We start from the raw sequence: 22,506 nt of genomic DNA, 5'->3' as shown, positions 1-22,506 counted from the left end.
GGACTTCCCAAGTGTAGAAGAAGTGGCCGTTCAACACGTCCACTCACCCGCGCGACACTGCGAACATGACCCACGCGGACCAGAGCAGCGCGGACCCGACCAGCCTCTCGCCGACCGCCCGCACCACCCTCGGCCGCAAGAAGAACCGCGCGGCCACCGATCGCGCGACGCTGCACGCCGTGCTCGACGAGGCCCTGATCTGCCACCTCGGCCTCGTCCGCGACGGCGCGCCGCTCGTGCTGCCCACCGGCTACGGCCGCGACGGCGAAACGCTCTACCTGCATGGTTCCACGGGCGCGGCCAGTCTGCGCACCGCAGCGCAGGACCTCGACGTCTGCGTGACGGTGACCCTGCTCGACGGCATCGTCTACGCCCGCTCGGTGAACAACCACTCGATGAACTACCGCAGCGCCGTGATCCTCGGCCGCGCGCGCCTCATCACCGACCGCGACGAGAAACTCCACGCCCTGCGCGTGCTCACCGACCACCTCTCCCCCGGCTCGTGGGACCACGCGCGCGGCGTGAACGCCAAGGAGTTCGCGGCCGTTTCCGTGCTCGCCCTCGACCTCGCCGAAGCGTCGGTGAAGCTGCGCGCCGAAGGCCCCGACGACGAGCCCGAAGACGTCGACGCCAACAGCGCCTGGGCCGGCGTCCTGCCCGTGAAAACCGTGTTCGGCGAACCCGAGCCCTCAGCGGATCTCGCCGCCGGCTGGCCGGTGCCCGCGCACGTGGCCGGCCGCGTCAGCGCGCCGGCGGCAGCCGCACGGTGAACACGGTGCGGCCCGGCCGGCTCTCGACGTCGACCGTGCCGCCGTGTTCCGCCACCAGCGAATGCACCACCGACAGGCCCAGCCCGGTGCCGCCGGCCGAGCGCGTGCGCGAGTTGTCCACGCGGAAGAACCGGTCGAAAATCCGCTGCTGATCCTCCGGCGAAATCCCCGGCCCGGCGTCCTCGACCCGAATCACGGCAACGGAATCCTCGACACCCACGGACAACCCCACCGCAGTCCCCGAAGGCGTGTGCACGGCCGCGTTCGCCAGCAGGTTGTCGAAGATCTGGCGCAACCGCACCGGATCCGCATCGACTAAAACCGGCGCGGAAGAACCCGGCGCCACCGAGAGCGGATGCGACGGCCGCCCCACCCGGAACGCGTCCGCTGCCGCCGCCGCGATCGTGACCACGTCCACTCGTTCGGGTCGCACGGGTGGCTCCACGTCGGGCGCGTCGAGCCGCGCGAGCAGCAGCAGATCGTCGACGAGCACACTCATCCGTGCCGTCTCCTCGCGGATCTTCGCCAGGTGCGCTTCGCGTTCCTCCGGCTCGTTGGCCGCCGCGTAGCGGAAAAGATCGGCGTAGCCGCGAATCGACGTCAACGGGGTACGCAGCTCGTGCGACGCGTCGGCCACGAACCGGCGAAGGCGGTCGTTGGCGGCGGTCCGCGCGGCGAGCGAAGACTCGATGTGGGTGAGCATCACGTTGAACGCCGTCCGCAGCTCCGCCACCTCCGCGCCACCACCTTCACCCGTGGCCCGCACCGGCAGGTTCGCGGTCGCCGTGAGGTCGTGCGACGCGATGTCGTGCGCCGTGCCCGCCATGTCCGACAGCGGTCGCAGGCCGCGGCGCAGCACGAGCCGGCCCACCACCACGAGGATCGCGAGCGCGAGCAGGAACGCGATCACCTCCACGAGCACGAGCTGCCGCACGGTGCCGTCCAGGTCGGCTTGCGGCGCCGCGCTCAGCAGCACCGTTCCGCCGCCGGCCGAAGTCGCGACGGGACACGCGCGCACGCGATAAGGCCCGGCGCCGTGCAGGTACACGGTGCGGAACACGTCGCCGCCCGTCGCGTCGGCCGCGACCTCGGCCAGCGGCTTGAGGTCCGTCGGCAGATCGCTGCCCGGCTGCGGCGTCGCCACTCCGCGGTCGATCACGAACACCGCCGAGAACCACGAATAAACGACTTCCGGGTTGCCGTGCGAGCTGCGTAACCCCGGCACCTGCGCGACCTGGCTCGTCTTCAACTGCTCGTCGAGCCGGCGCCCGAGGTAGCCGTGCATGAACTCGACCGTGACGGTTCCCACGATCGCGAACACCACGAGCGCCAGCGCGCCGAGCCCGAACGCCAGCCGCGTGCCGAGCCGCGACGCGCGCCACGCGTCGTACCAGCGGCGAGCCCAGCGCCGCAGCCGCGTCACCGGCCCGCTCGCACGACGTAGCCGACCCCGCGCACGGTGTGGATCAGCGGTTCGGCGCCGGCGTCGAGCTTGCGGCGCAGGTGCGAGATCACCAGCTCGACCACATTGGACCGGCCGCCGAAGTCGTACTCCCACACGTGGTCGAGGATCTGCGCCTTCGTGAGCACGGCCGGCGAGCGGCGCATGAGGTAGCGCAGCAGCTCGTACTCCGTCGGCGTGAGCACCGCGAGCCGGTCGGCGCGGCGGACTTCGCGCGTGTCCTCGTCGAGCGTCAGGTCCTCCACGCGCAACACGGCCGTGCGCGGCGCCTGCGGCACGGCGTTGCTCCGGCGCAGCACCGCGCGCAGCCGGGCCATCAGCTCCTCGACGGAAAACGGCTTCACGAGGTAGTCGTCGCCGCCTCGGGTGAGGCCGGCGATGCGGTCGGCCGTGGCGTCTTTCGCCGTCAGGAAGACCACGGGCACGGCGTTGCCGGTTTCGCGCAGGCGATCCAGCACGGTGAAGCCGTCGAGGTCGGGCAGCATCAGGTCGAGCACCACGATGTCGGGCCCGAACTCCGCCGCGCGGCTGAGCGCGGCCTCGCCCGAGCCCGCGGTCACGGCCGACCAGCCCTCGTAGCGGGCCACGGTCGCGACCAGGTCGGCGATGTGCGGCTCGTCGTCCACCACGAGCAACCGCACCGGGTTCGGGTTGTCCACCCCACCATCCTCCGTGACCACCGCGCGGGCGCGCGAGCCGACGCCGCGGCCGACAGCCAGTCGACAGGTTCCGCCCAGATCCCCCACAGGTTCCGTGGCGACGCTGGCGTTCGTGACCGTGAGCCGAAGGGAAATCCCCGTGAGTGTCCTGACCCCGATCGCCGTGCCGCCTCGTCCGGTGCTGGCGCCCCGCGCGGTCGCCAAGGCGTGGATCTTCGTGTTCCTGGCCGCCAATGTCGCGCTCACCACGGTGTTCTTCGCGTTCGGCGGGCTGTCGGACGATCCGCTGATCAGCGCCGGGCGTCTCGCCGGGATCTACGCGGCGCAAGCCATGGCGGTGCAGCTGCTGCTCGTGGCGCGCCTGCCGTGGCTCGACCGCCGCCTCGGCATGGACCGGCTCACGTCCTGGCACCGCTGGACCGGATTCAGTCTTTTGTGGCTGCTGCTCGCCCACGTGGTTTTGGTCGTGGTCGGTTACTCGGCGATCGAGCGCACGAACGCACCCGACGAGCTGGTGCAGCTGGCGAACACCGTCGAAGGGATCCTGCGCGCGATCGTCGCGTTCGTGCTCATCCTCGTGGTCGGCGCCGCTTCGGCCCGCTTCGCTCGACGCCGGATGGCCTACGAGACGTGGCACTTCGTGCACCTCTACACCTACGCCGCCGTGGTGCTGGCCTTCACGCACCAGATCGCCGTGGGCCAGTCGTTCGCGAGCCACCCGGCGGCGCGCGCGTACTGGTGGACGCTGTGGCTGAGCACGGGCCTGGCCGTGCTGGCCGGACGGGTGCTGCTGCCGTTGCGGCGGAACCTGCGGCACCGGTTACGAGTGGTCGCCGTGGTGCCCGAGTCGCCCGACACCGTGTCCGTGTACCTCACCGGCCGCGATCTGGACCGGCTGCCGGCCCGCGCGGGACAGTTCTTCCTGTGGCGCTTCCTGACCCGCGACCGCTGGTGGCAGGCCAACCCGTACTCCCTCTCCGCCGCGCCCGACGGCCGCACCCTGCGGCTCACCGCGAAAGCCGTCGGCAGCGCCAGCGCGGGCCTGCGTTCGCTGCCGCTCGGCACGCGCGTGTTCGCCGAAGGCCCGTACGGCGCCTTCACCACGCTGCACCAGCAACGCACCAACGCCCTGCTGATCGCCGGCGGCGTCGGCATCACCCCGATCCGCGCGCTGCTCGAAGACGTGACCGGTCATGTCGTGCTGCTCTACCGCGTGCGCACGCCCGCCGACGCCGTGCTCCTGCCGGAGCTCCACGCCCTCGCCAAAACCCGGGGCGCGATCGTCCACGTGCTCAGCGGACCTTCGGACCAACGCGGCCCCCACGGTCCGGTGCTCGGCCCCGCCGCCATGCACGCCCTGGTGCCCGACCTCGACGACCGTGACGTGTTCGTGTGCGGCCCACCGGGCATGACGTCGGCGGTGCTGCGCAGCCTGCGCGAGCTGCACGTGCCCGGTGCGCAGGTGCACGCCGAACGCTTCAGCCTGGCCGCGTGAGGAGCTTCCGATGAAAAGGACGATTTTCGTGGTCGCGATGTCGATCGCCGGCTTCATCGCCGTGTGGCGCTTCGACCCCACGCCGGCGACGAGCACGGCCGTGGCCGCCCCGCAGGTGAGCACCGCACCGTCCACTTCGGCCGGTTCCGGCGGCGCCACCGCGGTGACCACGCAGGGTACGGCCGAGCAGACCGATTTCGGCACCGTGCAGGTGCAGGTGACCTTCTCCGGCAGCCGGATCACCGACGTCTCGCTCGCGCAGCAGCCCGACAGCGGCCGCGGCATCGCGGCGATCCCGGTGCTGCGCGAAGAAGCCCTGCAGGCGCAGAGCGCAGACATCGACACCGTTTCCGGCGCGACGCAGACCAGCGAGTCGTACATCAAGTCGCTGCAGGCGGCGCTCGACGCGAGGGGCTCGTGATGACCAAACACGTCGAGCACGTGATGGGCCTGCCGGTGTCCCTCGACCTGCGCGACAACGGCGATTTCACCGGTGCCGTCGCCGACGCCTTCCGGTGGCTGCGCGACGTCGACGCGAGGTTCAGCCCGTTCCGCGCCGGCAGCGAAGTCTCGCGCCTCGACCGCGGCGAGCTCACGGAACTGAGCGCAGACCTCGACGAAGTCCTCACGTTGTGCTCCTACTACGAACGCATCTCCGGCGGCGCCTTCAGCGCGTGGCTGCCCGGCCGTGGTCTGGACCCGTGCGCCGTCGTCAAGGGCTGGGCCGTGCAGCGCGCTGCCGACCGCCTCCTCGCTGCGGGCGCGGACAACTTCTGCCTCAACGCCGGCGGCGACGTCGTCACCTCCGGCGAACCGGAGCCCGGCCGGCCGTGGCGCGTCGGCATCCGCCATCCGGACCAGCCCGAAGCCGTCTGCGCCGTGGTCGCCTCGCGCGACGGCTCCGTCGCCACTTCCGCGGCCTACGAACGCGGCGCCCACATCCTCGACGGCCGCACCGGCCGGCCCGCCACGGGTCTGCTGAGCGTCACCGTGGTCACCGAAGACCTCACCCACGCCGACGCGCTCGCCACCGCGGCCTTCGCCCTCGGCACCGAAGGCATCGCCTGGGCCGCCGAACAACCCGGCTGCGACGTGCTGATCATCGACGACGAGCACCGCGTGCACCGCTCCCCCGGCCTGGCGCTGGCCCTCGCCTGACCACGGCACCGTCCACAGTGCACTCAGCGGGCACTCGGTGACCTTCCGACCGGCACCAGCGTGATTTCGTTGTCACGCGAAATTCACAGCGGTCGATGAAACGCAGACGCGCCGGCTGCGTCGTACTGATCGTGCTTCGGTTGACGACGGTAGCCGGTGTGGTGTGCGTGGTGGTCGCGCCGTTCTTGTCGGGTGGCGCGACGAGACCGGGCGGCGTGGTGCTGCTCGGATACGTGGCGGCGGTGCTGGTCGCCGCGGCGCTGGGCCTGGTGGGGTCGCGCAAGGTGCGGATCGCGGCGGCCGTGCTCGGCGTGCTCGCCGCCGCGGCCGCCGTGGTGCGACTGGTGCTCGACGTGCGCGGTGGCCTGCCCGGACTGGACACGCCGGTGCTCGCCGTGGGTGCGGTGGGCGTGGCGGTCGGGCTCTTCGACTCCACGTCGTGGCGGATCCGGCCGGTCGGCCTGCTGGTGGCGGTGGTCGTGCTCGGCGCGGCGGTGGTGGCGCCGTTCGCCGCGGACCGGGCCGCCACCGCGAGCGAGGCCCGCGGGGTGCCGGACCTGACGCCCGAACCCGTGGCCGAACGGCCGGGCGACCGGCAGTGGTCCTGGCAGCCGCCGGCCGACGTCAGCAAAACTGTGGCCGCGGGCCACGGCGTGGTCGTCGCGACGATCGACGGTTCCGTGACCGCGCTCGACGGCCTCGACGGCAGCGCCGACTGGTCCTACGCGCGGCCCGGCGCCCGGGTCCACGCGCTTCTCGCGTCCGCCGACCGGCGCACGGTCGTGGCCGCCTTCGCGTCGAAAACCGACAGCAGCAACGACCTCGTGGTGGTGCTCGACGCCGACACCGGCACCCCACGCTTCCACCGCGTGGTGCCGTCGGTACTGGTCGAAACCGGCGGGATCCTGGTGGGCACGAAGGCGTTGACCATCCGCGACGACGACTACGCCGGCTACGACCTGCAGTCCGGCGCCGAACTCTGGCACTGGTCCGCGCCGGCCGGCTGCCAGAACCCGTACACCTTGCCGGCCCAGGCCAAGACCGTGGTGCTGGCGGCGCTCGAGTGCGGCCGGTCGGCGGGCCTCGTCGCGCTCGACGAGGTGACCGGTCGTGAACGCTGGCGGCATGTGGTCGAGACCACTGGCCCCGACGACGAACGCCTCGACATCTCTCCCGCCGCCACCACCGACGGCGCCGCCGTGTGGCTGCGGCTCGTCGGCCGCGCCGCCGCACCCGGCTCGGTCCTCAACGGCGTGTTCGACACCGAGACCGGCCGGCTGCTGGCCCAGCCGGACGCCACCCGCTGGGTGCGCATGGACGTGGGCCCGGTTCCCCTGATCGAGCAGGAAAAGACAGCCGCTCTCGATCTCACCACCGGCACCACGCGTCCGATCGACGTCGGTGCCTGCCCCGCGCGCTCGGCCGACGCCACCACACCCCACACCTACCTGCGCGTGTGCGCCGACACCGGCCGGGACCTGACCCTGGTGGTGCAGGGGTTCGACGGCGGCCCGCCGACGAGCCGGGTCGTTCACCTGGCCGGCTCGGGCCCACTTTCGGAACTGCGGCTCGTGCCGGCGCCCGGTGCGATCGTCCTCGCACGCAGCACGTCCGATGGCACGCCGGCGCCGGTGATCGGCCTTCCCGGCTGACGGCCGGCGAAACCTCCTCGCGCGAGACCGGTCTTTTCGGGCAGACTGCGGCCCAGCCGACTTCGCAGGGGGAACCAGATGCCGTCCGTCATCGAGAACACCACCGTCGATTGCGCCGATCCGTACGCGCTGGCCGAGTTCTGGAGCAGCGTCCTCGACCGGCCGATCGCCGAGGGCGACGAGCCCGGCGACGAAGAGGTCGGCATCATCCTCGACCACGGCGGCGCGCTGTTGTTCATCCAGGTGCCGGAACGCAAGACGGTGAAAAACCGCCTCCACCTGTGCCTCACGCCCGACGTCCCGCGCGACGCCGAGGTCGAGCGCCTGCTCGCCGCCGGCGCCACGCTGTTCGACGACCAGCGCAACGCCGACGGCACCGGCTGGGCCGTGCTGCTCGACCCGGAAGGCAACGAGTTCTGCGTGCTGCGCAGCAAAGCCGAGCGGGCGGCGACGGCGTGACAGAGTCGTTCGACCTCAACCGCGCCAACTGGGACGAGCGCGCGGTGGTGCACGCGAAGTCGGAGTACTACGGCTTCGACCGCTTCCGCACCGACCCGGCCTACCTCAGCGACGTGGTGCAGTTCGACTTGCCTCGCCTCGGGGACATCGCCGGGCTACGCGGCGTGCACTTGCAGTGCCACATCGGCACCGACACAGTTTCCTTGTCCCGCCTGGGCGCACGGATGTCCGGCCTCGACCTCTCCCCCGGCTCGCTGGCCGAAGCCCGCCGGCTCGCGGACAGCGCCGGCGCGGAGATCGACTTCCACGAGGCCAACACCTACGACGCCGTCGAGGTGTTCGGCGAAAACGCGTTCGACCTGGTCTACACCGGCATCGGTGCGCTGTGCTGGCTGCCGAAGATCGACCGCTGGGCCGAGGTCGTGGCCCGGCTGCTGAAGCCGGGCGGGCGGCTGTTCTTCCGCGAGGGCCACCCGATGCTGTGGACGCTCGACGAGGAAGACGAGCACGGCTGGCCGAAGTACGAGTACTTCGAGCACGAAGAACCGCTCGTGTTCGCCGAGGAAACCACCTACGTCGAGTCCGACGGCCCGATCGTGAACAGCACCACGCACTCGTGGAACCACTCGCTCGGCGAAATCGTCACGGCCTTGCTGGCCCACGGCCTCACGCTCACCGCGCTGACCGAACACGACTCCGTGCCGTGGAACGCGCTGCCGAACGAGATGGAGCAGGTCGAGGGCCGCGAATGGCGGCTTCGGGACAATCCGCGCCGGCTGGCGGCGAGCTACACGATGCAGGCGGTGAAGCCCGCGTAGCGCCGTTTCCGCGGCGCCGAGGCCAAGTCCGGCCCGGCCGAAGTCCCGCCCCGTCAGGGCCGAGTTCCCTAGAGTGCGGGAATGACTCTGGGAACGCGCGTTGCCGTGGCCGCCTTGGGCGGCACCATCTCGATGGCCCCCGGCCGCTCGATCGAAGACGGCGTGGTGCCGCGGCTGACCGCCGAGGACCTGCTGGGCGACCTCGGCGCCGACCTGCCGATGGAGGTCACCGCGGCCACGCTCGCCGGCATCTCCAGCGCGTCGATGGACTACGAGACGCTGCTGCGCACGCGCGAGTGGGGCCTCGAGCAGGTGGCGGCCGGCGCGGCGGGACTCGTGGTGGTGCAGGGCACGGACACGCTCGAGGAGACGGCGTACTTCTTCGAGCTCACCTGGCCCCACGACGTGCCGGTGGTCGTCACAGGGGCGATGCGCAACCCGAGCCTGCCGAGCGCCGACGGCCCGGCCAACCTGCTGGCGGCGCTCACCGTCGCGGCCGACCCGCGCAGCCGGGGACGCGGTGCGCTGGTGGCGTTCAACGACGACGTGCACTCCGCGCGCTGGGTGCGTAAGGCCCACGCGAGCCACCTCGAAGCGTTTTCCTCGTACCCGGCGGGACCGCTCGCGCTCGTCGCGGAACGCCGCGTGCACTACTTCCACCCGGCCGGCGGACGTCCGGGTGCTCTTTCGGTGGACGGTGCCGACTTCTCGGGGCTGGTCCCGTTGCTGGAAGCCGGCCTCGCGGATTCCGGTGAGCTGCTCAAGCTCGTGCTCGCCGGCGGCGCGCTCGGGGCTGTCGTGGCGGCCAGTGGCGTGGGGCACGTCTCGCGGGCGACCGCGGACGTGATCGCCGCCGCGCCGGTGCCGATCGTCATCGCTACCCGCACCGGCGCGGGCACCACGTTCCGCGGCACCTACGGCTTCCACGGTTCCGAGTCGAGCCTCATCCGCCTCGGCGCGACGATGGCGGGCTGGCTCGACCCGCGCAAGGCCCGAGTGCTGCTGCAGGTGCTGCTCGCCACCGGTGCTTCGCGCGAGGTCGTGGAGCAGGAGTTCCGGCTGCGCGGTGATCTGGACCGGTAGGCCCCTGAAACCGACCCCTGAAAAACCGCGAACCTCAGCCGCGCACCGGGCCGCCGACGGGATCGAGGTGGTACGACCGCATCGCGCGCGGCCCGTCGCGGTACACGTGCACGCTGATCGCCGGGTCGGGCCCGTCGTTGCGCACCGCGTGCACGTATCCGGGCCCGAACACCCGCGACTGTCCGGCGACCAGCGAGTGCACCTCGGTCACCGCGCGGCCTTCGGGCGAACGGCGCGCGACGGTTTCGGTCAGCCGCCCGGAGACGATCGTGAACGCGCCGGAGGAGAACTCGTGGTCGTGCAGGTCGGTCTCCTGGCCGGGCAGCCAGCTCAGCAGCCAGATCTCCTGCCCGTCGCCGCGGTGCACGAGCGCGGAGAAGCGCTCGTCGGGGTCGTAGCGCAGCAGGCTCGCCCAGCGCTCACGGTCGGCGGCCACCTCGAGGGCGGCGCGCACGGGGTGGCGCAGGGCGGGGTTTTCAGGACGCAGCAGGGTGTTGTCCGGGACGGCGAACATGGTCGTTCCTCGCGGGAGAAAGTGAAGTGGAGCTGGGCCGGGGCTGGGTTCACCGACAACAGCGACACGACGGCAGCACGACGGGGCGGAGGTCACAGGACCCCGGCCACACGGTCGTCACGCACATCGTCACGCCGACAGCGAACCAGCGCCGGCCTCGGTGGTCAACCGGATCCCAGCTTCTGGGAGATCAGCTCCACTCGTGTTTCCGCGACCGCCCCAGCAGCTCCGCGCCGGCCTGGCGCGGGTCCACGCCCTCGTGGCACACGCGGTGCATCGCGTCGGTGATCGGCATGTCGACACCCAGGCCCCGCGCGAGCTCCCGGATCGACGAGCACGACGTGACGCCTTCGGCGACCTGCCCGCCGGTGGCGGCCTGCGCCTGCTCCAGCGTGTCGCCGCGGCCGAGCCGTTCGCCGAAGGTGCGGTTGCGCGACAACGGCGACGAGCACGTGGCCACCAGGTCGCCGAGGCCCGCGAGCCCCGCGAACGTGAGCGGGTCGGCACCGAGCTTCGCGCCCAGCCGCGCCATTTCCGCGAGCCCGCGCGTGATCAGCGTCGCCATCGTGTTGGCGCCGAGCCCCATGCCGGCGGCCATGCCGCAGCTCAGCGCGATCACGTTCTTGCACGCGCCGCCCAGCTCGCAGCCCACCACGTCGGTGTTGGTGTACGGGCGGAAGTACTGGTTCGAGCTCGCCCGCTGGATCGCCACCGCGCGCTCGTGGTCCGCGCACGCCACCACCGCCGCGGCCGGTTGCGCCGCGGCGATCTCGCGGGCCAGGTTCGGCCCGGACACCACCACGATCTCGCCCGCGTCGACCTTGGCCAGCTCGGCGATCACCTCGCTCATGCGCTTGAGCGTGCCCAGCTCCACGCCCTTGGCGAGGCTCACCAGGATCGCCTCGCGCGGCAGCAACGGCTGCCACGCCGTGAGGTTGGCGCGCAGGCTCTGGCTCGGCACGCCGAGCACCACCGCCTGCGCGCCGTCGAGCGCGGCCGCCGCGTCGGCCGTCGCCGTGACGCGGTCGGGCAGCCGGGTGCCGGGCAGGTACGACTCGTTGGTGTGCCGCGCCGTGATCTCCTCGGCGATCGACTCGCGGCGCGCCCACATCGTGACGTCGCGCCCGGCGTCGCCGAGGACCTTGGCGAACGCGGTGCCCCACGAGCCGGCGCCGAGCACCGTCACGCGCTGGACGTCGGTGGCGAAGGCGGCCATCAGGCGCCGTCCTCCGGCTTCTTCGCCGGCGGCTCCTCCTGACGGATCTCGGCGAGCAGGCGGGTCACCTCGTCCATCATCAGCTTGGTCACCGCACGCAGCGTGGACGCGCTGCGGGGGTTGGCGTCCGCGTAGGCCGAGAGGTCCAGCGGATCGCCGATCAGGTGCGTCACGGTCTTGCGCGGGAACGGCGTGAGCTTCTTGGTGTAGCCGTTGTAGATCTGGTTGGTGCCCCAGCGCGCGATCGGGATCACCGGCGCGTCGTTCTGCAGCGCCAGCCGCGCGACACCGGTGAACGACTCCTTGGGCCAGCCCGCGGGGTCCTTCGTGATCGTGCCCTCGGGGTAGATCACCACGATCTTGCCCTCGGACAGCGCCTCGTGCGCGGCCCGGAGGCTGTCGCCCGCCGCGCTGGAGTTGCGCGACACCGGGATCTGCCCCGACGCCGTCGCGATCTTCCCGAGGACGGGCACCTTGAGCAGGCTGTCCTTGAGGAAGAACCGCGGCACGCGCTTCTGGCGGTGCACGAACACGGCGTCGACCACGGGGTCGAGGTGCGAAATGTGGTTCAGCACCAGCACCGCCGGGCCCTGCCGCGGAATCTTCTCCGCGCCGATGTAGCGCCGCTTCCCGATACGGGTCAGCGGGTAGAACACGAAGGCGGCCAGCCCCACCCAGAAGCCGCCCTTCTCACGCCGCGCCAAGTCTCCTCCTCGGTCGATCCACTCGGGCAGATCCTGCCGCGCCGGGGTTCACGCAGTCCAGGGAGGGTGCGCTCACCCCGCGTCGAGGCGCTTTCGGGTAAAGATGGACAGGTGGACGTGGACCTGGTCGTGCCGTTGAAACACCCCCGCGTGGGCAAGTCGCGCCTGCGCGGCGCGCTCGTGGAGGCCGAGCACGCCGAGCTGGTGCTGGCGCTGGCGTACGACACGCTCGCGGCGGTCACGTCCGTCGCCGGCGTGCGGCGGGTGCTGGTGGTGGCCGCCGACCCGGGCGCGGTGGCGGACCTGGCCGGCCTGGGCGTGGAGCTGGTGACCGAACCGGACGGTGGCGGGCTGAACGAAGCGTTGCGTCACGGCGCGGCTCTGCTGCGCGACGGCGATCCGCACGGTGTCGTCGGCGCTTTGCAGGCGGACCTGCCGGCGTTGCGGGCGGGCGATTTCGCCGCCGCGCTGGCCGAAGCGGCGGGGCGGCGCGCGTTCGTCGCCGATCACCAGGGCACGGGCACCACGCTGCTGTTGTCGGCGCCCGGCGCGCCGCTCGACCCGCGCTTCGGCGCCGGTTCCGCCCAGCGGCACACCGATTCCGGGGCCGTCGCGCTGGCCGGTGCGATGGTGTCCTTGCGCAGCGACGTGGACACTTCGGACGATCTGTCGCACGTACGAGCACTCGGTGTCGGCAAACGCACGGCGGCGCTGCTGCCCGACGAAACCGTCACGTTGAGCTGAAGGTGTTCATTTGACCTTCACCGCGGTCTGCGCAATCTGCTGGTTCGTAGTGAACAATGGGCATCGTGAGCACAGACGACGCCAGCACATCGGGACAGCCCGCTCGGCGGCGCAGGGCCAGCGCGGCGAAAGCTGACGGGCCCGCGAGCGCCGCCCGGCACACCAGCGCGGCGAGGAAGGCGACGCCCAAGAGCGGCGCCTCCGCCGACGCGGTGAAAACGGCCGCGCGCGGCACCGCCGCCAAGGCCGGGAGCAACGCGGCCGGCAAGGCCAAGGCCGCCAAGGGCGAGCCGGCCGGAACCGGAACGGCGGCGAAGAGCCCGCGGACCCGCAAGACCACCGCGGCCACCGCCGTGGCCGCCCCGGAGACCGCGCGACCCACCCGCCGCACCACCGCCGCGGTCGACGCGGGTGCCTCCGGCGAAGACTTCCGCGCTGTGCCCTCGGCTCCCCCGGCCGTCACGGCGAACGCTCCGACGGCCGTGGAGTCGCTTCCCGACGACCGGTATTTCAACCGTGAGCTGTCCTGGCTCGACTTCAACGCGCGGGTGCTGGCGCTCGCCGAGGACGCGTCGCAGCCGCTGCTCGAGCGCACGAAGTTCCTGGCCATCTTCGCGTCCAATTTGGACGAGTTCTACATGGTGCGCGTGGCCGGGCTGAAGCGCCGCGACGACACGGGCCTGTCCGTGCGCAGCGCCGACGGCCTCACGCCGCGCGAGCAGCTGGACTACATCGCCAAGCGCAACCAGGACCTGGTGGAGCGCCACACGAGCGCGTGGGAAGACCGGCTGCGCCCGGAGCTGGCCCAGCAGGACATCCAGCTCGTGGGCTGGGCCGACCTCGCCGGTGCGGACCAGCTGCGGCTCTCGAGCTACTTCTCGGAGCAGATCTTCCCGGTGCTCACGCCGTTGGCGGTCGACCCGGCGCACCCGTTCCCGTACATCTCGGGCCTGTCGCTCAACCTCGCGGTCACGGTTCGCGACCCGCAGGGCGGCACCGAGCGCTTCGCCCGCGTGAAGGTGCCGAGCAACGTGCCGCGCCTGATGCGCGTGGAAACCGAACGCACCAGCCGCACGGCCACGTTCCTGCCGCTGGAGGAACTCATCGCCGCGCACCTGGGCGAGCTGTTCACCGGCATGGAGGTGACCGAGCACCACGTGTTCCGTGTCACCCGCAACGCCGATTTCGAGGTCGAGGAAGACCGCGACGAAGACCTGCTGCAGGCGTTGGAGCGCGAGCTGGCGCAGCGCCGCTTCGGGCCGCCGGTGCGGCTCGAGGTCGCCGAGGACATGAGCGAGCACATGCTCGAGCTGCTGCTGCGTGAGCTCGAGGTGGACCCGGCCGACGTCGTCGAGGTGCCGGGGCTGCTCGACCTGACCTGTCTGCACCAGCTGTCCGGTGTGGACCGCAAGGAGCTCAAGGACCGGTCGTTCGTGCCGGCCACGCACCCGGCGTTCGGCGAACGCGAGACGCCCAAGAGCGTGTTCGCGACGCTGCGCGAGGGCGACGTGCTGGTGCACCACCCGTACGACTCGTTCTCCACGAGCGTGCAGCGCTTCATCGAGCAGGCCGCGGCCGACTCGAAGGTGCTGGCGATCAAGCAGACGCTCTACCGCACCTCGGGCGACTCGCCGATCGTCGACGCGCTGATCGACGCCGCCGAGGCCGGCAAGCAGGTCGTGGCGCTGGTCGAGATCAAGGCGCGCTTCGACGAGCAGGCCAACATCACGTGGGCGCGCACGCTGGAGCGCGCGGGCGTGCACGTGGTCTACGGCCTCGTCGGGCTGAAGACGCACTGCAAGGTGTCGATGGTGGTGCGCCAGGAGGGTTCGACCATCCGCCGCTACTGCCACATCGGCACCGGCAACTACAACCCGAAGACCGCGCGTCTGTACGAGGACCTCGGCCTGCTCACGGCCGACCCGAGCATCGGCGCCGACGTCACCGACCTGTTCAACGTGCTCACGGGCTACTCGCGCCAGGACACCTACCGCACGATCCTCACGTCGCCCCACGGCATCCGCCGCGGCATCGTGCGCGCGATCGGCGAGGAGATCGAGCTGGCGCGCGCCGGGCAGGTCGCGGGGATCCGGATCAAGTGCAACTCGCTCGTCGACGAGCAGGTGATCGACGCGCTGTACCACGCTTCGCAGGCCGGGGTGCCCGTCGACGTGGTGGTGCGCGGGATCTGCGCGCTGAAGCCGGGTGTCGAGGGGCTGTCGGAGAACATCCAGGTGCGCTCGATCCTGGGCCGGTTCCTGGAGCACTCGCGGGTGTTCCACTTCCGCGCGGGCGGCACGCACTGGATCGGCAGCGCCGACATGATGCACCGCAACCTCGACCGCCGGATCGAGGCGCTCGTGCGCGTGAAGGACCCGAAGCTCACGAACCAGCTCGACGCCGTGCTCGACTCGGCGCTCGACCCGACCACGCGCTGCTGGGTGCTCACGGCCAGCGGCGAGTGGCAGCCGTTCCCCGCCGCCGGTTCACAGGTGCGTGATCACCAGGTGGAGCTCGCGAAGCTGCACGGGGCCGCCGGATGAGCGTGGACGTCCGCGCAGCCGGTGCGGTGCTGTGGCGCCGCGCCGGCGACGGGTTCGAGGTGGCCGTGGTGCACCGGCCTCGTTACGACGACTGGTCGCTGCCGAAGGGCAAGGTGGACCCGGGAGAGACCCTCGCCGCCACTGCGGTGCGGGAAGTACTGGAGGAGACCGGCTACCACGCCGTGCTGGGCCGGCACGTCACGCAGACGACGTACGACGTGCCCGCCCGCAGCGGTCATGGCGTGCTGAAGAAGACCGTCGACTACTTCAGCGGCGAGGCCGTTTCCGGGTCGTTCGAAGTCAACGACGAGGTCGACGAGCTGCGCTGGCTCGACCCGGTCGCGGCCGAGCGCCTTCTCACGCGGGACACGGACACGCGGGTGCTGCGCGAGTTCTGCGCGCTGCCGGTGTCGTTGATCACCGTGCTGCTCGTCCGCCACGCCAAGGCAGGCAAGCGCGACGACTGGACCGGCGACGACGACCTCCGTCCCTTGTCCGACGCCGGTCAGCGCCAGGCCGACGCGCTGCGCACGCTGTTGCCGTGCTTCGGCCCCACGCGGGTCTTCTCGGCGCCGCGGCTGCGCTGCGTGCAGACCGTGCGCGGCGTCGCGGAGGACCTCGGCGTCGACGTGCGCCACGAGAACCTCCTGTCGGAAGAGGGCTACTGGCCCGACCCGGTCCTCGGCATCGCGAGGTTGCTGGCCATCGCCGGCGACGGCGGCACGCCGCTGATCGCCAGCCAGGGCGGCGTGATCCCCGACCTGATCAGCGCCCTGGCCGACCGCGACGGCACCGAGCTCGCCGCCGCTCGCGCAGGTGTGGTGCCCAGTAAGAAGGGCTCCCTGTGGGTCCTGTCATTCCTGCCGGCTTCCGGTGATGTCGGCCCGCGCCTCACCTCCGCGGACTACTACCCGACGCCCCTGCCGGCCCCCGCGCCGACGCGGCACTGACGCAGTTCTTCTGCCGAGGCCTCCCCACGGATCTCACGTCCGCGGGGAGGCCTTCCGCGTTTCGGGATTCCGGACTGTTCGAATGCGCTCGAAAACTGCCGGGGTCGGTATTCGTCGATTCTATAGAGACCGTCATTCGCGGATGCCGGGTGTCGGGTTCGGCGGTCCGCCTGAATGGCGGATCAAGTGGTGGTGGGCGGGCCGGATGGAGAGCGCGCGGGGTGGGCTGAAATTTCACCGGGGCCGCTGGTGGCGAGGTCGGCGGTGGTGGGGCTGAGGTTCGTCGTGGGCGGCTGTGTCGCTGCTGCCTCGTCCGCTGGTTCGTCCGTCGCCGTTTCGCGGGCTCAGGGGGCGTCAGGGACTCTGTGTCGGGCAACGGACTTCGTGGGGGTAGGTGGGAAGCCGCAGCTCACGACCACGTCTGTGAGCTCGGGCCGTCGATGTGTTGCCTCGCAGCCGGTCTCCTCGAGTCCGGGCTCAATGCCTTCTGCCGTCGATGGCGTGCGCCGCTCTGCGGGACTTGAACCGGCGGCGGTGCCGGCCTCACCTTCACGCCGGGTACCGGAAGATCTCCCGGCCACACGGTCGATGAAGGTGGCTCGCTAGTTGGCTACGTCGCCGTCCGCACCTTACTGCGACCGCCTCGGTGCCGAGATCTTGTCGTTTGTCCGGCATTCCCGTCGCAGGCAGCCCAGCCTGAACCGTGGCCCGCGCACGTCCGCCTGAGCCGCGAACACCCAGGTGGCACAGGATCTCCGGCCCGCGCGGAGAACGCGGCAGCTGCGACCATCTGTTGGCAGATGATCTGTTCGCCCTGCATTCCCGCCGCGACTCACCAACTGCGGTAGCGCCGAAAACACTCCGCCGACGCGTAGAGGGTGATGCGGCGAGGGGCTCCGTGAGCCTTTCCACGGACCAGAATTCTCCGATGTCTGAACGGCCGCCGCACCGTGAAGGTGCCTCTCGCAGCCGGCGTGCGATACCCAGGAACCGCCCCACCCGACACTCCGAGCGCCCCGTGGACCTGCGCACGAAGCAGAATCGGTGCCACCGGACCGGAGCTCCGTTGGCCCGGGGAATGCCGTGATGAGGCGCTTCACGGCCGGCTTTCGATAACCAACCGTCGGCCCACCGGTAATGGCGCAAGCGCTCCATGGACCTGCGCGCAAGGCAGAATCGATGCCGCCCAGCCTCAGCTGCCGAGGCCCAGGGAATGCCCGCGAAAGGGCCCTTCACCGGCAGCGTGCGATGCCCAGGAGCCGCTCCGCTCAATGGAGCGAACGCCCCGTGGACCCGTGGCACGAGGCTGAATCACTGTCGCCAGACCCGGCAGCCGTAGGCCGGGAAATGCCCTTCACGCCCAGCGTGCGGCGTTCAGATGCCACTCCACGCTGACGGCGCAGGCGCTCCACAGGCCCGTGCCCGAGCCAGAATCTCGGTGTCGCCAGAACTGTCCGCTGCGCCGCGGAGACACCGCAATCGGCCCTTCACAGCCACTGTGCAGAATCCGGAACCGCCTCGACTCTGCGCCTGAGAACTTCGGCGAGTGGCCGCACGTTCCCCGACACCACAGCAGGTCTCGCGCGATACCGCACGAGACCAGGAAATACCCCAGACATGCGGCAGGGCCCCGTCCCGGGGTGGGAGGGGGCCCTGCCGTGAAGTGCACGTCCCAACCACAGGGGGTTGGGGTGGGTGTTACTTCTTCTTCGCGGCGCTGGTGCGCTTGGCAGCGGGCTTGGCGGCGGGCTTCTTCGCCGCCGGCTTCGCGGCCGGCTTGGCCGCAGCGGCCTTGGTGGTGGTCGCCTTCGCGGCGGGCTTGGCCGCGGCGGCCTTGGTGGTGGCGGCCTTGGCGCGGGTAGTGGCCGGCTTGGCCGCGGCAGCCTTGGTCGCAGCGGCCGGCTTCGCCGCAGTGGCGCGGGTGCGGGTGGTGGTGGAACGCGTGGTCGCCGGGCGGGTCGCCGTGGTGCGCGAGGCAGCCGCGCGGGTACCGGTGGCCGCGGTCGCGCGGGCGGTGGTGGTGCGCGAGGCCGTGGTGGCCGCGGTGGTGGTGGTGCGCTTGACCGCGGTGGCCTTCGGCAGCTTCTTCGTGCCGGAGATGACGTCCTTGAACGTCGTGCCCGCACGGAAAGCCGGCACGTTGGTCTTCTTCACCCGCACCGTCTCACCCGTGCGCGGGTTACGCGCGGTCCGGGCGGCACGGGCACGCTTCTCGAACACACCGAACCCGGTGATGTTCACCTTCTCGCCCTTGTTGACCGTCCGGATGATGATGTCGACGAGACCGTCGACGGCCTCCGAAGCAACCTTTTTGTCGCCCAGACGCTCCGACAGCGCCTCGATCAGCTGGGCCTTGTTGGCCATTCCAGTCCTCCAAGAAGAACTCTACGTCCACGGCCACGTCGGCCGAACTCTTCAATAGTATTACCCATAACGCGGAGAAGTCCAAACGGGACCCTTGGTTTTTCCGTTGGCGTGTCTGCGGTCCGCCCATTCGAAGGGCTCGGGAACGGTCGGAATAAGCGTCGTTCTATTCGCTCTTGTGTTCGATTGTTCGTGCAGAGTGGGGCTCTACCAGCGGTTTTGGCACCAGTCGCACCACTGCGCCGTGCTTCTCCAGTGGCGGAAGGCGATCTTGCCGCGGCCCCGGGAGTGTCCTTTGCGGACTGACGAAGGGGGCCTCGGTGATCGTCGGAAATCCGGCCGCGCGATGGCCGCCGAAGCCCCGCCGAGGCATCCGGCGGGTGCCGAGGGCCGCCGGAACCCCTGCCGCCACGGGGTTCGCCGACCCTCGCCGGCCGCGCCCCTTGCCGCGGCAACGAACTGTCCCGGCCGACCGCCTCCGTCGCCGAAACCCGACAAAGCCGAACCCTCGGAGCGGCAACGGGTACACGCCCGGACGCGTCCGCTCGTGTGACGACTCGGCCAAGCGTGTGACGCGGCCCGGGGTTCGGCGTCACGCCGCTCGAGGCGGCGAGCGGCCGAGGGGGTGGCGTCGCGGTGAACGCCGGTTCGGCCCCGAAGCCGTGTCAGGGCACCGGCATCGGCGCCTCCCGAAGCCGGTGCCCTGAAGCACCGCCGGCTCACTCAGTGAGGGAAATCCGCCGGGCCGTGGGCAGCGAAGCGCCCCGGCCGAGAACACACGTTGGCCGGGGCGTCGCGAGGGATCAGCAGGTCAGAGCACAGGAGGAGCGTCCACTGAGGACTGTCAGGCCGGGGCCGTGGTCCGGGCGAGCGCGAAATACCGCTCGTCGCTGTAGGGCCCGGGCTCGCCGGTCGCCGGGTCCCAGATCGTCCGCGACAGCCCGAAGAGATCACCCAAGTAGACGTGCAGCGCCACGGACCGGCCGCCCGTCCGGTTGGCCACGGAATGGATCACGTGCGCGTCCATCGGCAGCACGGCCCCCGCCGCCGTCTCGGTCTCGCCGACCACCGCGAGCCGTCCGCCGTCCGCGCGGTGGAAGGTGTTGGTCTCACTCCCCCGCAGCACGGCGACGCACGCCGGGATCAGGTGATCATGGGGCGGGTACTCCGTGCGCGGCGCGATTTCGACCCGCAGGAGGGTGAGCGCCGGCTCGGCGTGCAGCACCTGCTCGTCGACGCCGGCGCCCGGCAGCCAGCCGAGCACGTCGGCGGCGGACGCGGCCACCTCCCGCTGCAGCCGCGCCAGCTCGGCTGCCGGGTCCGCGGCGGCGCCCGCGCGCCGGGCGGCGAGGATCAGGTCGGTGAGGTCGGTCATCGTGGGGCTCCGTCCACCTGGGAGGGTCGCGACCGGTCGGGCCGCGAAGTGGGGACAGGGTGGCACCGGCGGGTGTCGTGCGCTGGTGAAGGCGGCGGCCCGATTCTCAGCCGGCTCAGATGCCAGGCACAGGTTCGGCGCCCGAGCGGCGGTGAACGCCGGTTCGGTACGGCGCACGAAAAAGGCCGCCTCCCCCGAAGGAGAGGCGGCCCTGGCTGGAACGTGGTGGGAGTCAGCGAGACCGGAGCGTCAAAGGCGTTCCTGGAGAGCGTCGGCGGCGGCCAGCAGATCGGCGGCCCAGCGCGCGCCCGGTTTGCGGCCGATGCGTTCGATGGGACCGGAAACCGAGACGGCCGCCACGACCGCGCCCGACGAATCCCGCACCGGCGCGGAGACACTCGCCACACCCGGTTCGCGCTCCGCGACGCTCTGCGCCCAGCCGCGGCGGCGGACTTCGAGCAGAGTGCGCTCCCCGTACACGGCTTCGGCGAGGATCGTCCGCTGCGTGTGCGGATCCGACCACGCGGCAAGCACCTTCGCCCCGGAGCCGGCCGTCATCGGCAGGCGCGAGCCGATGGGCACGGTGTCGCGCAGGCCACTCGGCGGCTCGGCTGTGGACACGCACACACGCTGCACGCCGTCCCTCCGATAGAGCTGCACGCTTTCGCCCGTGATGTCGCGCAGCTTCGGCAGCACCGAGCTCGCCGCGTCGAGCAACGGGTCGGTGGAGCCGCCCGCGAGTTCGGCGAGCGCGGTGCCCGGCCGCCAGCGGCCGTCCGGTCCTCTGCGCAGCAACCGATGCACTTCGAGACCGACGGCGAGGCGGTGCGCCGTCGCCCTCGGTAGTCCCGTGCGTGTGCAGAGTTCCGCCAGCCCACAGGGGTCTTCGGCGACGGCCTGCAACACCGCCACGGCTTTGTCCAGTACTCCGATACCGCTATGCTGTCCCACGACGCGATACTAACTTCCCGAAGTTTGGGAAGTCCAGAATCTGGGAAAAACGAACTCGAGCTGCGCACGTGACGTGGCTCGCCCCGCCTTCGGACGTCGCTTGAGTTCCTTGCTCCCGGCCAACCCCTTGGAAGGAGCCGGAGATGACCAGCCCGACCGGCAAGGCCCGCACGCTGGCGGAGAAGGTGTGGGACAGCCACCTCGTGCGCCGAGGCGAAGGTGCCGAACCGGACCTGCTCTACATCGACCTCCACCTGGTGCACGAAGTCACGAGCCCGCAGGCGTTCGACGGCCTGCGCCTGGCCGGGCGGCCGGTGCGCCGCCCCGACCTCACCATCGCGACCGAGGACCACAACGTCCCCACCGTCGACATCGACCTCCCGATCGCCGACCCGGTCTCGCGCACCCAGGTCGACACCCTTCGCCGCAATTGCAAGGAGTTCGGTGTCCGGCTGCATCCGATGGGTGACGCCGAGCAGGGCATCGTGCACGTCATCGGCCCGCAGCTGGGGCTCACGCAGCCCGGCACGACCGTGGTGTGCGGCGACAGTCACACTTCGACCCACGGCGCGTTCGGCGCGATGGCCTTCGGCATCGGCACGTCGGAGGTCGAGCACGTGCTCGCCACGCAGACGCTGCCGCTGCGCCCGTTCAAGACGATGGCGATCACCGTCGACGGCGAGCTCAAGCCCGGCGTCACGGCGAAGGACATCATCCTCGCCGTGATCGCCAAGATCGGCACCGGCGGCGGGCAGGGCTACGTGCTCGAGTACCGCGGCAAGGCCATCGAGGCGCTGTCGATGGAAGCGCGCATGACGGTGTGCAACATGTCCATCGAGGCGGGCGCGCGCGCCGGCATGATCGCGCCGGACGAGACCACGTTCGCGTACCTGAAGGGCCGTCCGCACGCTCCGCAGGGCGCCGACTGGGACGCGGCGCTGGCCGGCTGGCGCGAGCTGCGCACCGACGAGGGCGCCGAGTTCGACGCCGAGGTGCACCTGAACGCCGACGAGCTGACCCCGTTCGTGACCTGGGGCACCAACCCGGGCCAGGGACTGCCGCTGGGTGCCTCGGTGCCCGACCCGGCCGACATCGGCGACGAGAACGAGCGCGCTTCGGCCGAGAAGGCCCTGTCCTATATGGACCTGACGCCGGGCACACCCCTGCGGGAGATCGCGGTGGACACCGTCTTCCTCGGTTCGTGCACCAACGGCCGCATCGAGGACCTGCGCGCGGCCGCCGAGGTGCTGCGCGGGCGCAAGGTCGCCGAGTCGGTGCGGATGCTCGTGGTGCCCGGCTCGATGCGGGTGCGCCAGGCCGCCATCGACGAGGGCCTCGACAAGGTCTTCACCGAGGCCGGCGCCGAGTGGCGGCAGGCCGGCTGCTCCATGTGCCTGGGCATGAACCCGGACCAGCTGGCTCCCGGCGAGCGCAGCGCGTCGACCTCCAACCGCAACTTCGAGGGCCGGCAGGGCAAGGGCGGGCGCACGCACCTCGTGTCGCCGCTCGTGGCCGCCGCCACGGCCGTCCGGGGCACGCTGTCGTCCCCGGCCGACCTGGCCACCGTCTGACCCCTCCCCCGAGACAGG

General features: G+C 71.3%; 20 protein-coding genes. 12 read left to right on the top strand and 8 right to left on the bottom strand.

Going from position 1 to position 22,506, the window contains the following annotated elements:
• The first annotated feature begins 65 nt into the window (after positions 1 to 65).
• Positions 66 to 770 carry a pyridoxamine 5'-phosphate oxidase family protein gene (locus tag VSH64_RS46780; RefSeq protein ID WP_326569172.1) on the top strand — a complete coding sequence of 235 codons (705 nt, stop codon included), beginning with the start codon at positions 66 to 68 and terminating at the stop codon, positions 768 to 770.
• On the opposite strand, the gene VSH64_RS46775 is transcribed toward VSH64_RS46780, so the two are convergent.
• Together VSH64_RS46775 and VSH64_RS46770 are read right to left on the bottom strand one after the other, a co-directional pair.
• Positions 742 to 2,193, bottom strand: a complete 1,452-nt coding sequence (locus VSH64_RS46775) for a sensor histidine kinase (RefSeq protein WP_326569171.1) — start codon at positions 2,191 to 2,193, stop codon at positions 742 to 744. The genes VSH64_RS46780 and VSH64_RS46775 overlap by 29 nt on opposite strands.
• Positions 2,190 to 2,891: a response regulator transcription factor gene (locus VSH64_RS46770; protein WP_326569170.1), complete on the bottom strand. Its 702-nt coding sequence runs from the start codon at positions 2,889 to 2,891 to the stop codon at positions 2,190 to 2,192. The genes VSH64_RS46775 and VSH64_RS46770 overlap by 4 nt, the downstream gene beginning before the upstream one ends.
• Before the next feature lie 139 nt (positions 2,892 to 3,030).
• Between VSH64_RS46770 and VSH64_RS46765 the strand changes: the two genes are divergently transcribed.
• From VSH64_RS46765 to VSH64_RS46735, 7 genes are all read left to right on the top strand, one after another.
• Complete coding sequence (locus tag VSH64_RS46765; RefSeq protein ID WP_326569169.1) at positions 3,031 to 4,386, top strand: ferredoxin reductase family protein; 1,356 nt, start codon at positions 3,031 to 3,033, stop codon at positions 4,384 to 4,386.
• Between the two features lie 10 nt (positions 4,387 to 4,396).
• Positions 4,397 to 4,807 (top strand): FMN-binding protein, encoded by a 411-nt coding sequence (locus VSH64_RS46760; RefSeq protein ID WP_326569168.1) that lies wholly within the window; start codon positions 4,397 to 4,399, stop codon positions 4,805 to 4,807.
• Entirely contained in the window at positions 4,807 to 5,544 is a 738-nt protein-coding gene (locus tag VSH64_RS46755; protein WP_326569167.1) for an FAD:protein FMN transferase, read from the top strand. Before VSH64_RS46760 ends, VSH64_RS46755 begins: the two co-directional genes overlap by 1 nt.
• 140 nt (positions 5,545 to 5,684) lie before the next feature.
• Positions 5,685 to 7,196 (top strand): outer membrane protein assembly factor BamB family protein, encoded by a 1,512-nt coding sequence (locus tag VSH64_RS46750; RefSeq protein WP_326569166.1) that lies wholly within the window; start codon positions 5,685 to 5,687, stop codon positions 7,194 to 7,196.
• Positions 7,197 to 7,274: 78 nt separating this feature from the next.
• Positions 7,275 to 7,655, top strand: a complete 381-nt coding sequence (locus VSH64_RS46745; RefSeq protein WP_326569165.1) for a VOC family protein — start codon at positions 7,275 to 7,277, stop codon at positions 7,653 to 7,655.
• The gene (locus tag VSH64_RS46740) at positions 7,652 to 8,473 is read left to right on the top strand and encodes a class I SAM-dependent methyltransferase (protein ID WP_326569164.1); all 822 of its coding nucleotides are present in this window, start codon (positions 7,652 to 7,654) and stop codon (positions 8,471 to 8,473) included. The genes VSH64_RS46745 and VSH64_RS46740 overlap by 4 nt, the downstream gene beginning before the upstream one ends.
• An 81-nt stretch (positions 8,474 to 8,554) precedes the next feature.
• A complete protein-coding gene (locus tag VSH64_RS46735) occupies positions 8,555 to 9,556 on the top strand; it encodes an asparaginase (protein ID WP_326569163.1) in 1,002 nt (333 codons plus the stop codon).
• 34 nt (positions 9,557 to 9,590) lie between these two features.
• Here VSH64_RS46735 and VSH64_RS46730 read toward each other — a convergent pair whose 3' ends face one another.
• From VSH64_RS46730 to VSH64_RS46720, 3 genes are all read right to left on the bottom strand, one after another.
• Positions 9,591 to 10,070 (bottom strand): cysteine dioxygenase, encoded by a 480-nt coding sequence (locus VSH64_RS46730; RefSeq protein WP_326569162.1) that lies wholly within the window; start codon positions 10,068 to 10,070, stop codon positions 9,591 to 9,593.
• A gap of 190 nt (positions 10,071 to 10,260) precedes the next feature.
• On the bottom strand, positions 10,261 to 11,286 hold the full coding sequence (locus tag VSH64_RS46725; protein WP_326569161.1) for an NAD(P)H-dependent glycerol-3-phosphate dehydrogenase: 1,026 nt from the start codon (positions 11,284 to 11,286) through the stop codon (positions 10,261 to 10,263).
• Positions 11,286 to 11,990 (bottom strand): lysophospholipid acyltransferase family protein, encoded by a 705-nt coding sequence (locus tag VSH64_RS46720; protein WP_326569160.1) that lies wholly within the window; start codon positions 11,988 to 11,990, stop codon positions 11,286 to 11,288. The genes VSH64_RS46725 and VSH64_RS46720 overlap by 1 nt, the downstream gene beginning before the upstream one ends.
• 111 nt (positions 11,991 to 12,101) lie before the next feature.
• Between VSH64_RS46720 and cofC the strand changes: the two genes are divergently transcribed.
• The 3 genes from cofC to VSH64_RS46705 are packed head-to-tail and all read left to right on the top strand — an operon-like array spanning position 12,102 to position 16,227.
• On the top strand, positions 12,102 to 12,734 hold the full coding sequence (gene cofC, locus VSH64_RS46715) for a 2-phospho-L-lactate guanylyltransferase (protein WP_326569159.1): 633 nt from the start codon (positions 12,102 to 12,104) through the stop codon (positions 12,732 to 12,734).
• Positions 12,735 to 12,790: 56 nt separating this feature from the next.
• Entirely contained in the window at positions 12,791 to 15,277 is a 2,487-nt protein-coding gene (locus VSH64_RS46710) for an RNA degradosome polyphosphate kinase (RefSeq protein ID WP_326569158.1), read from the top strand.
• Complete coding sequence (locus tag VSH64_RS46705; RefSeq protein ID WP_326569157.1) at positions 15,274 to 16,227, top strand: NUDIX hydrolase; 954 nt, start codon at positions 15,274 to 15,276, stop codon at positions 16,225 to 16,227. The genes VSH64_RS46710 and VSH64_RS46705 overlap by 4 nt, the downstream gene beginning before the upstream one ends.
• Before the next feature lie 1,698 nt (positions 16,228 to 17,925).
• On the opposite strand, the gene VSH64_RS46700 is transcribed toward VSH64_RS46705, so the two are convergent.
• The 3 genes from VSH64_RS46700 to VSH64_RS46690 form a co-directional block, all read right to left on the bottom strand.
• Positions 17,926 to 18,591, bottom strand: a complete 666-nt coding sequence (locus VSH64_RS46700; protein WP_326569152.1) for an HU family DNA-binding protein — start codon at positions 18,589 to 18,591, stop codon at positions 17,926 to 17,928.
• Positions 18,592 to 19,435: 844 nt separating this feature from the next.
• Positions 19,436 to 19,966, bottom strand: a complete 531-nt coding sequence (locus VSH64_RS46695) for a hypothetical protein (RefSeq protein WP_326569156.1) — start codon at positions 19,964 to 19,966, stop codon at positions 19,436 to 19,438.
• Between the two features lie 249 nt (positions 19,967 to 20,215).
• A complete protein-coding gene (locus VSH64_RS46690) occupies positions 20,216 to 20,917 on the bottom strand; it encodes an IclR family transcriptional regulator (RefSeq protein WP_326569155.1) in 702 nt (233 codons plus the stop codon).
• A gap of 143 nt (positions 20,918 to 21,060) precedes the next feature.
• Here VSH64_RS46690 and leuC point away from each other — a divergent pair, with 143 nt between their 5' ends.
• Positions 21,061 to 22,488 carry a 3-isopropylmalate dehydratase large subunit gene (gene leuC / locus VSH64_RS46685; protein ID WP_326569154.1) on the top strand — a complete coding sequence of 476 codons (1,428 nt, stop codon included), beginning with the start codon at positions 21,061 to 21,063 and terminating at the stop codon, positions 22,486 to 22,488.
• The last annotated feature ends 18 nt before the right edge of the window (positions 22,489 to 22,506 follow it).

It is taken from the genome of Amycolatopsis rhabdoformis (genome assembly GCF_035918295.1).
GTDB classification, from domain to species: Bacteria; Actinomycetota; Actinomycetes; order Mycobacteriales; family Pseudonocardiaceae; genus Amycolatopsis; species Amycolatopsis rhabdoformis.
Note: the sequence above shows the minus strand (reverse complement) of the source record. Positions and strands in the feature narration are given on the sequence as shown.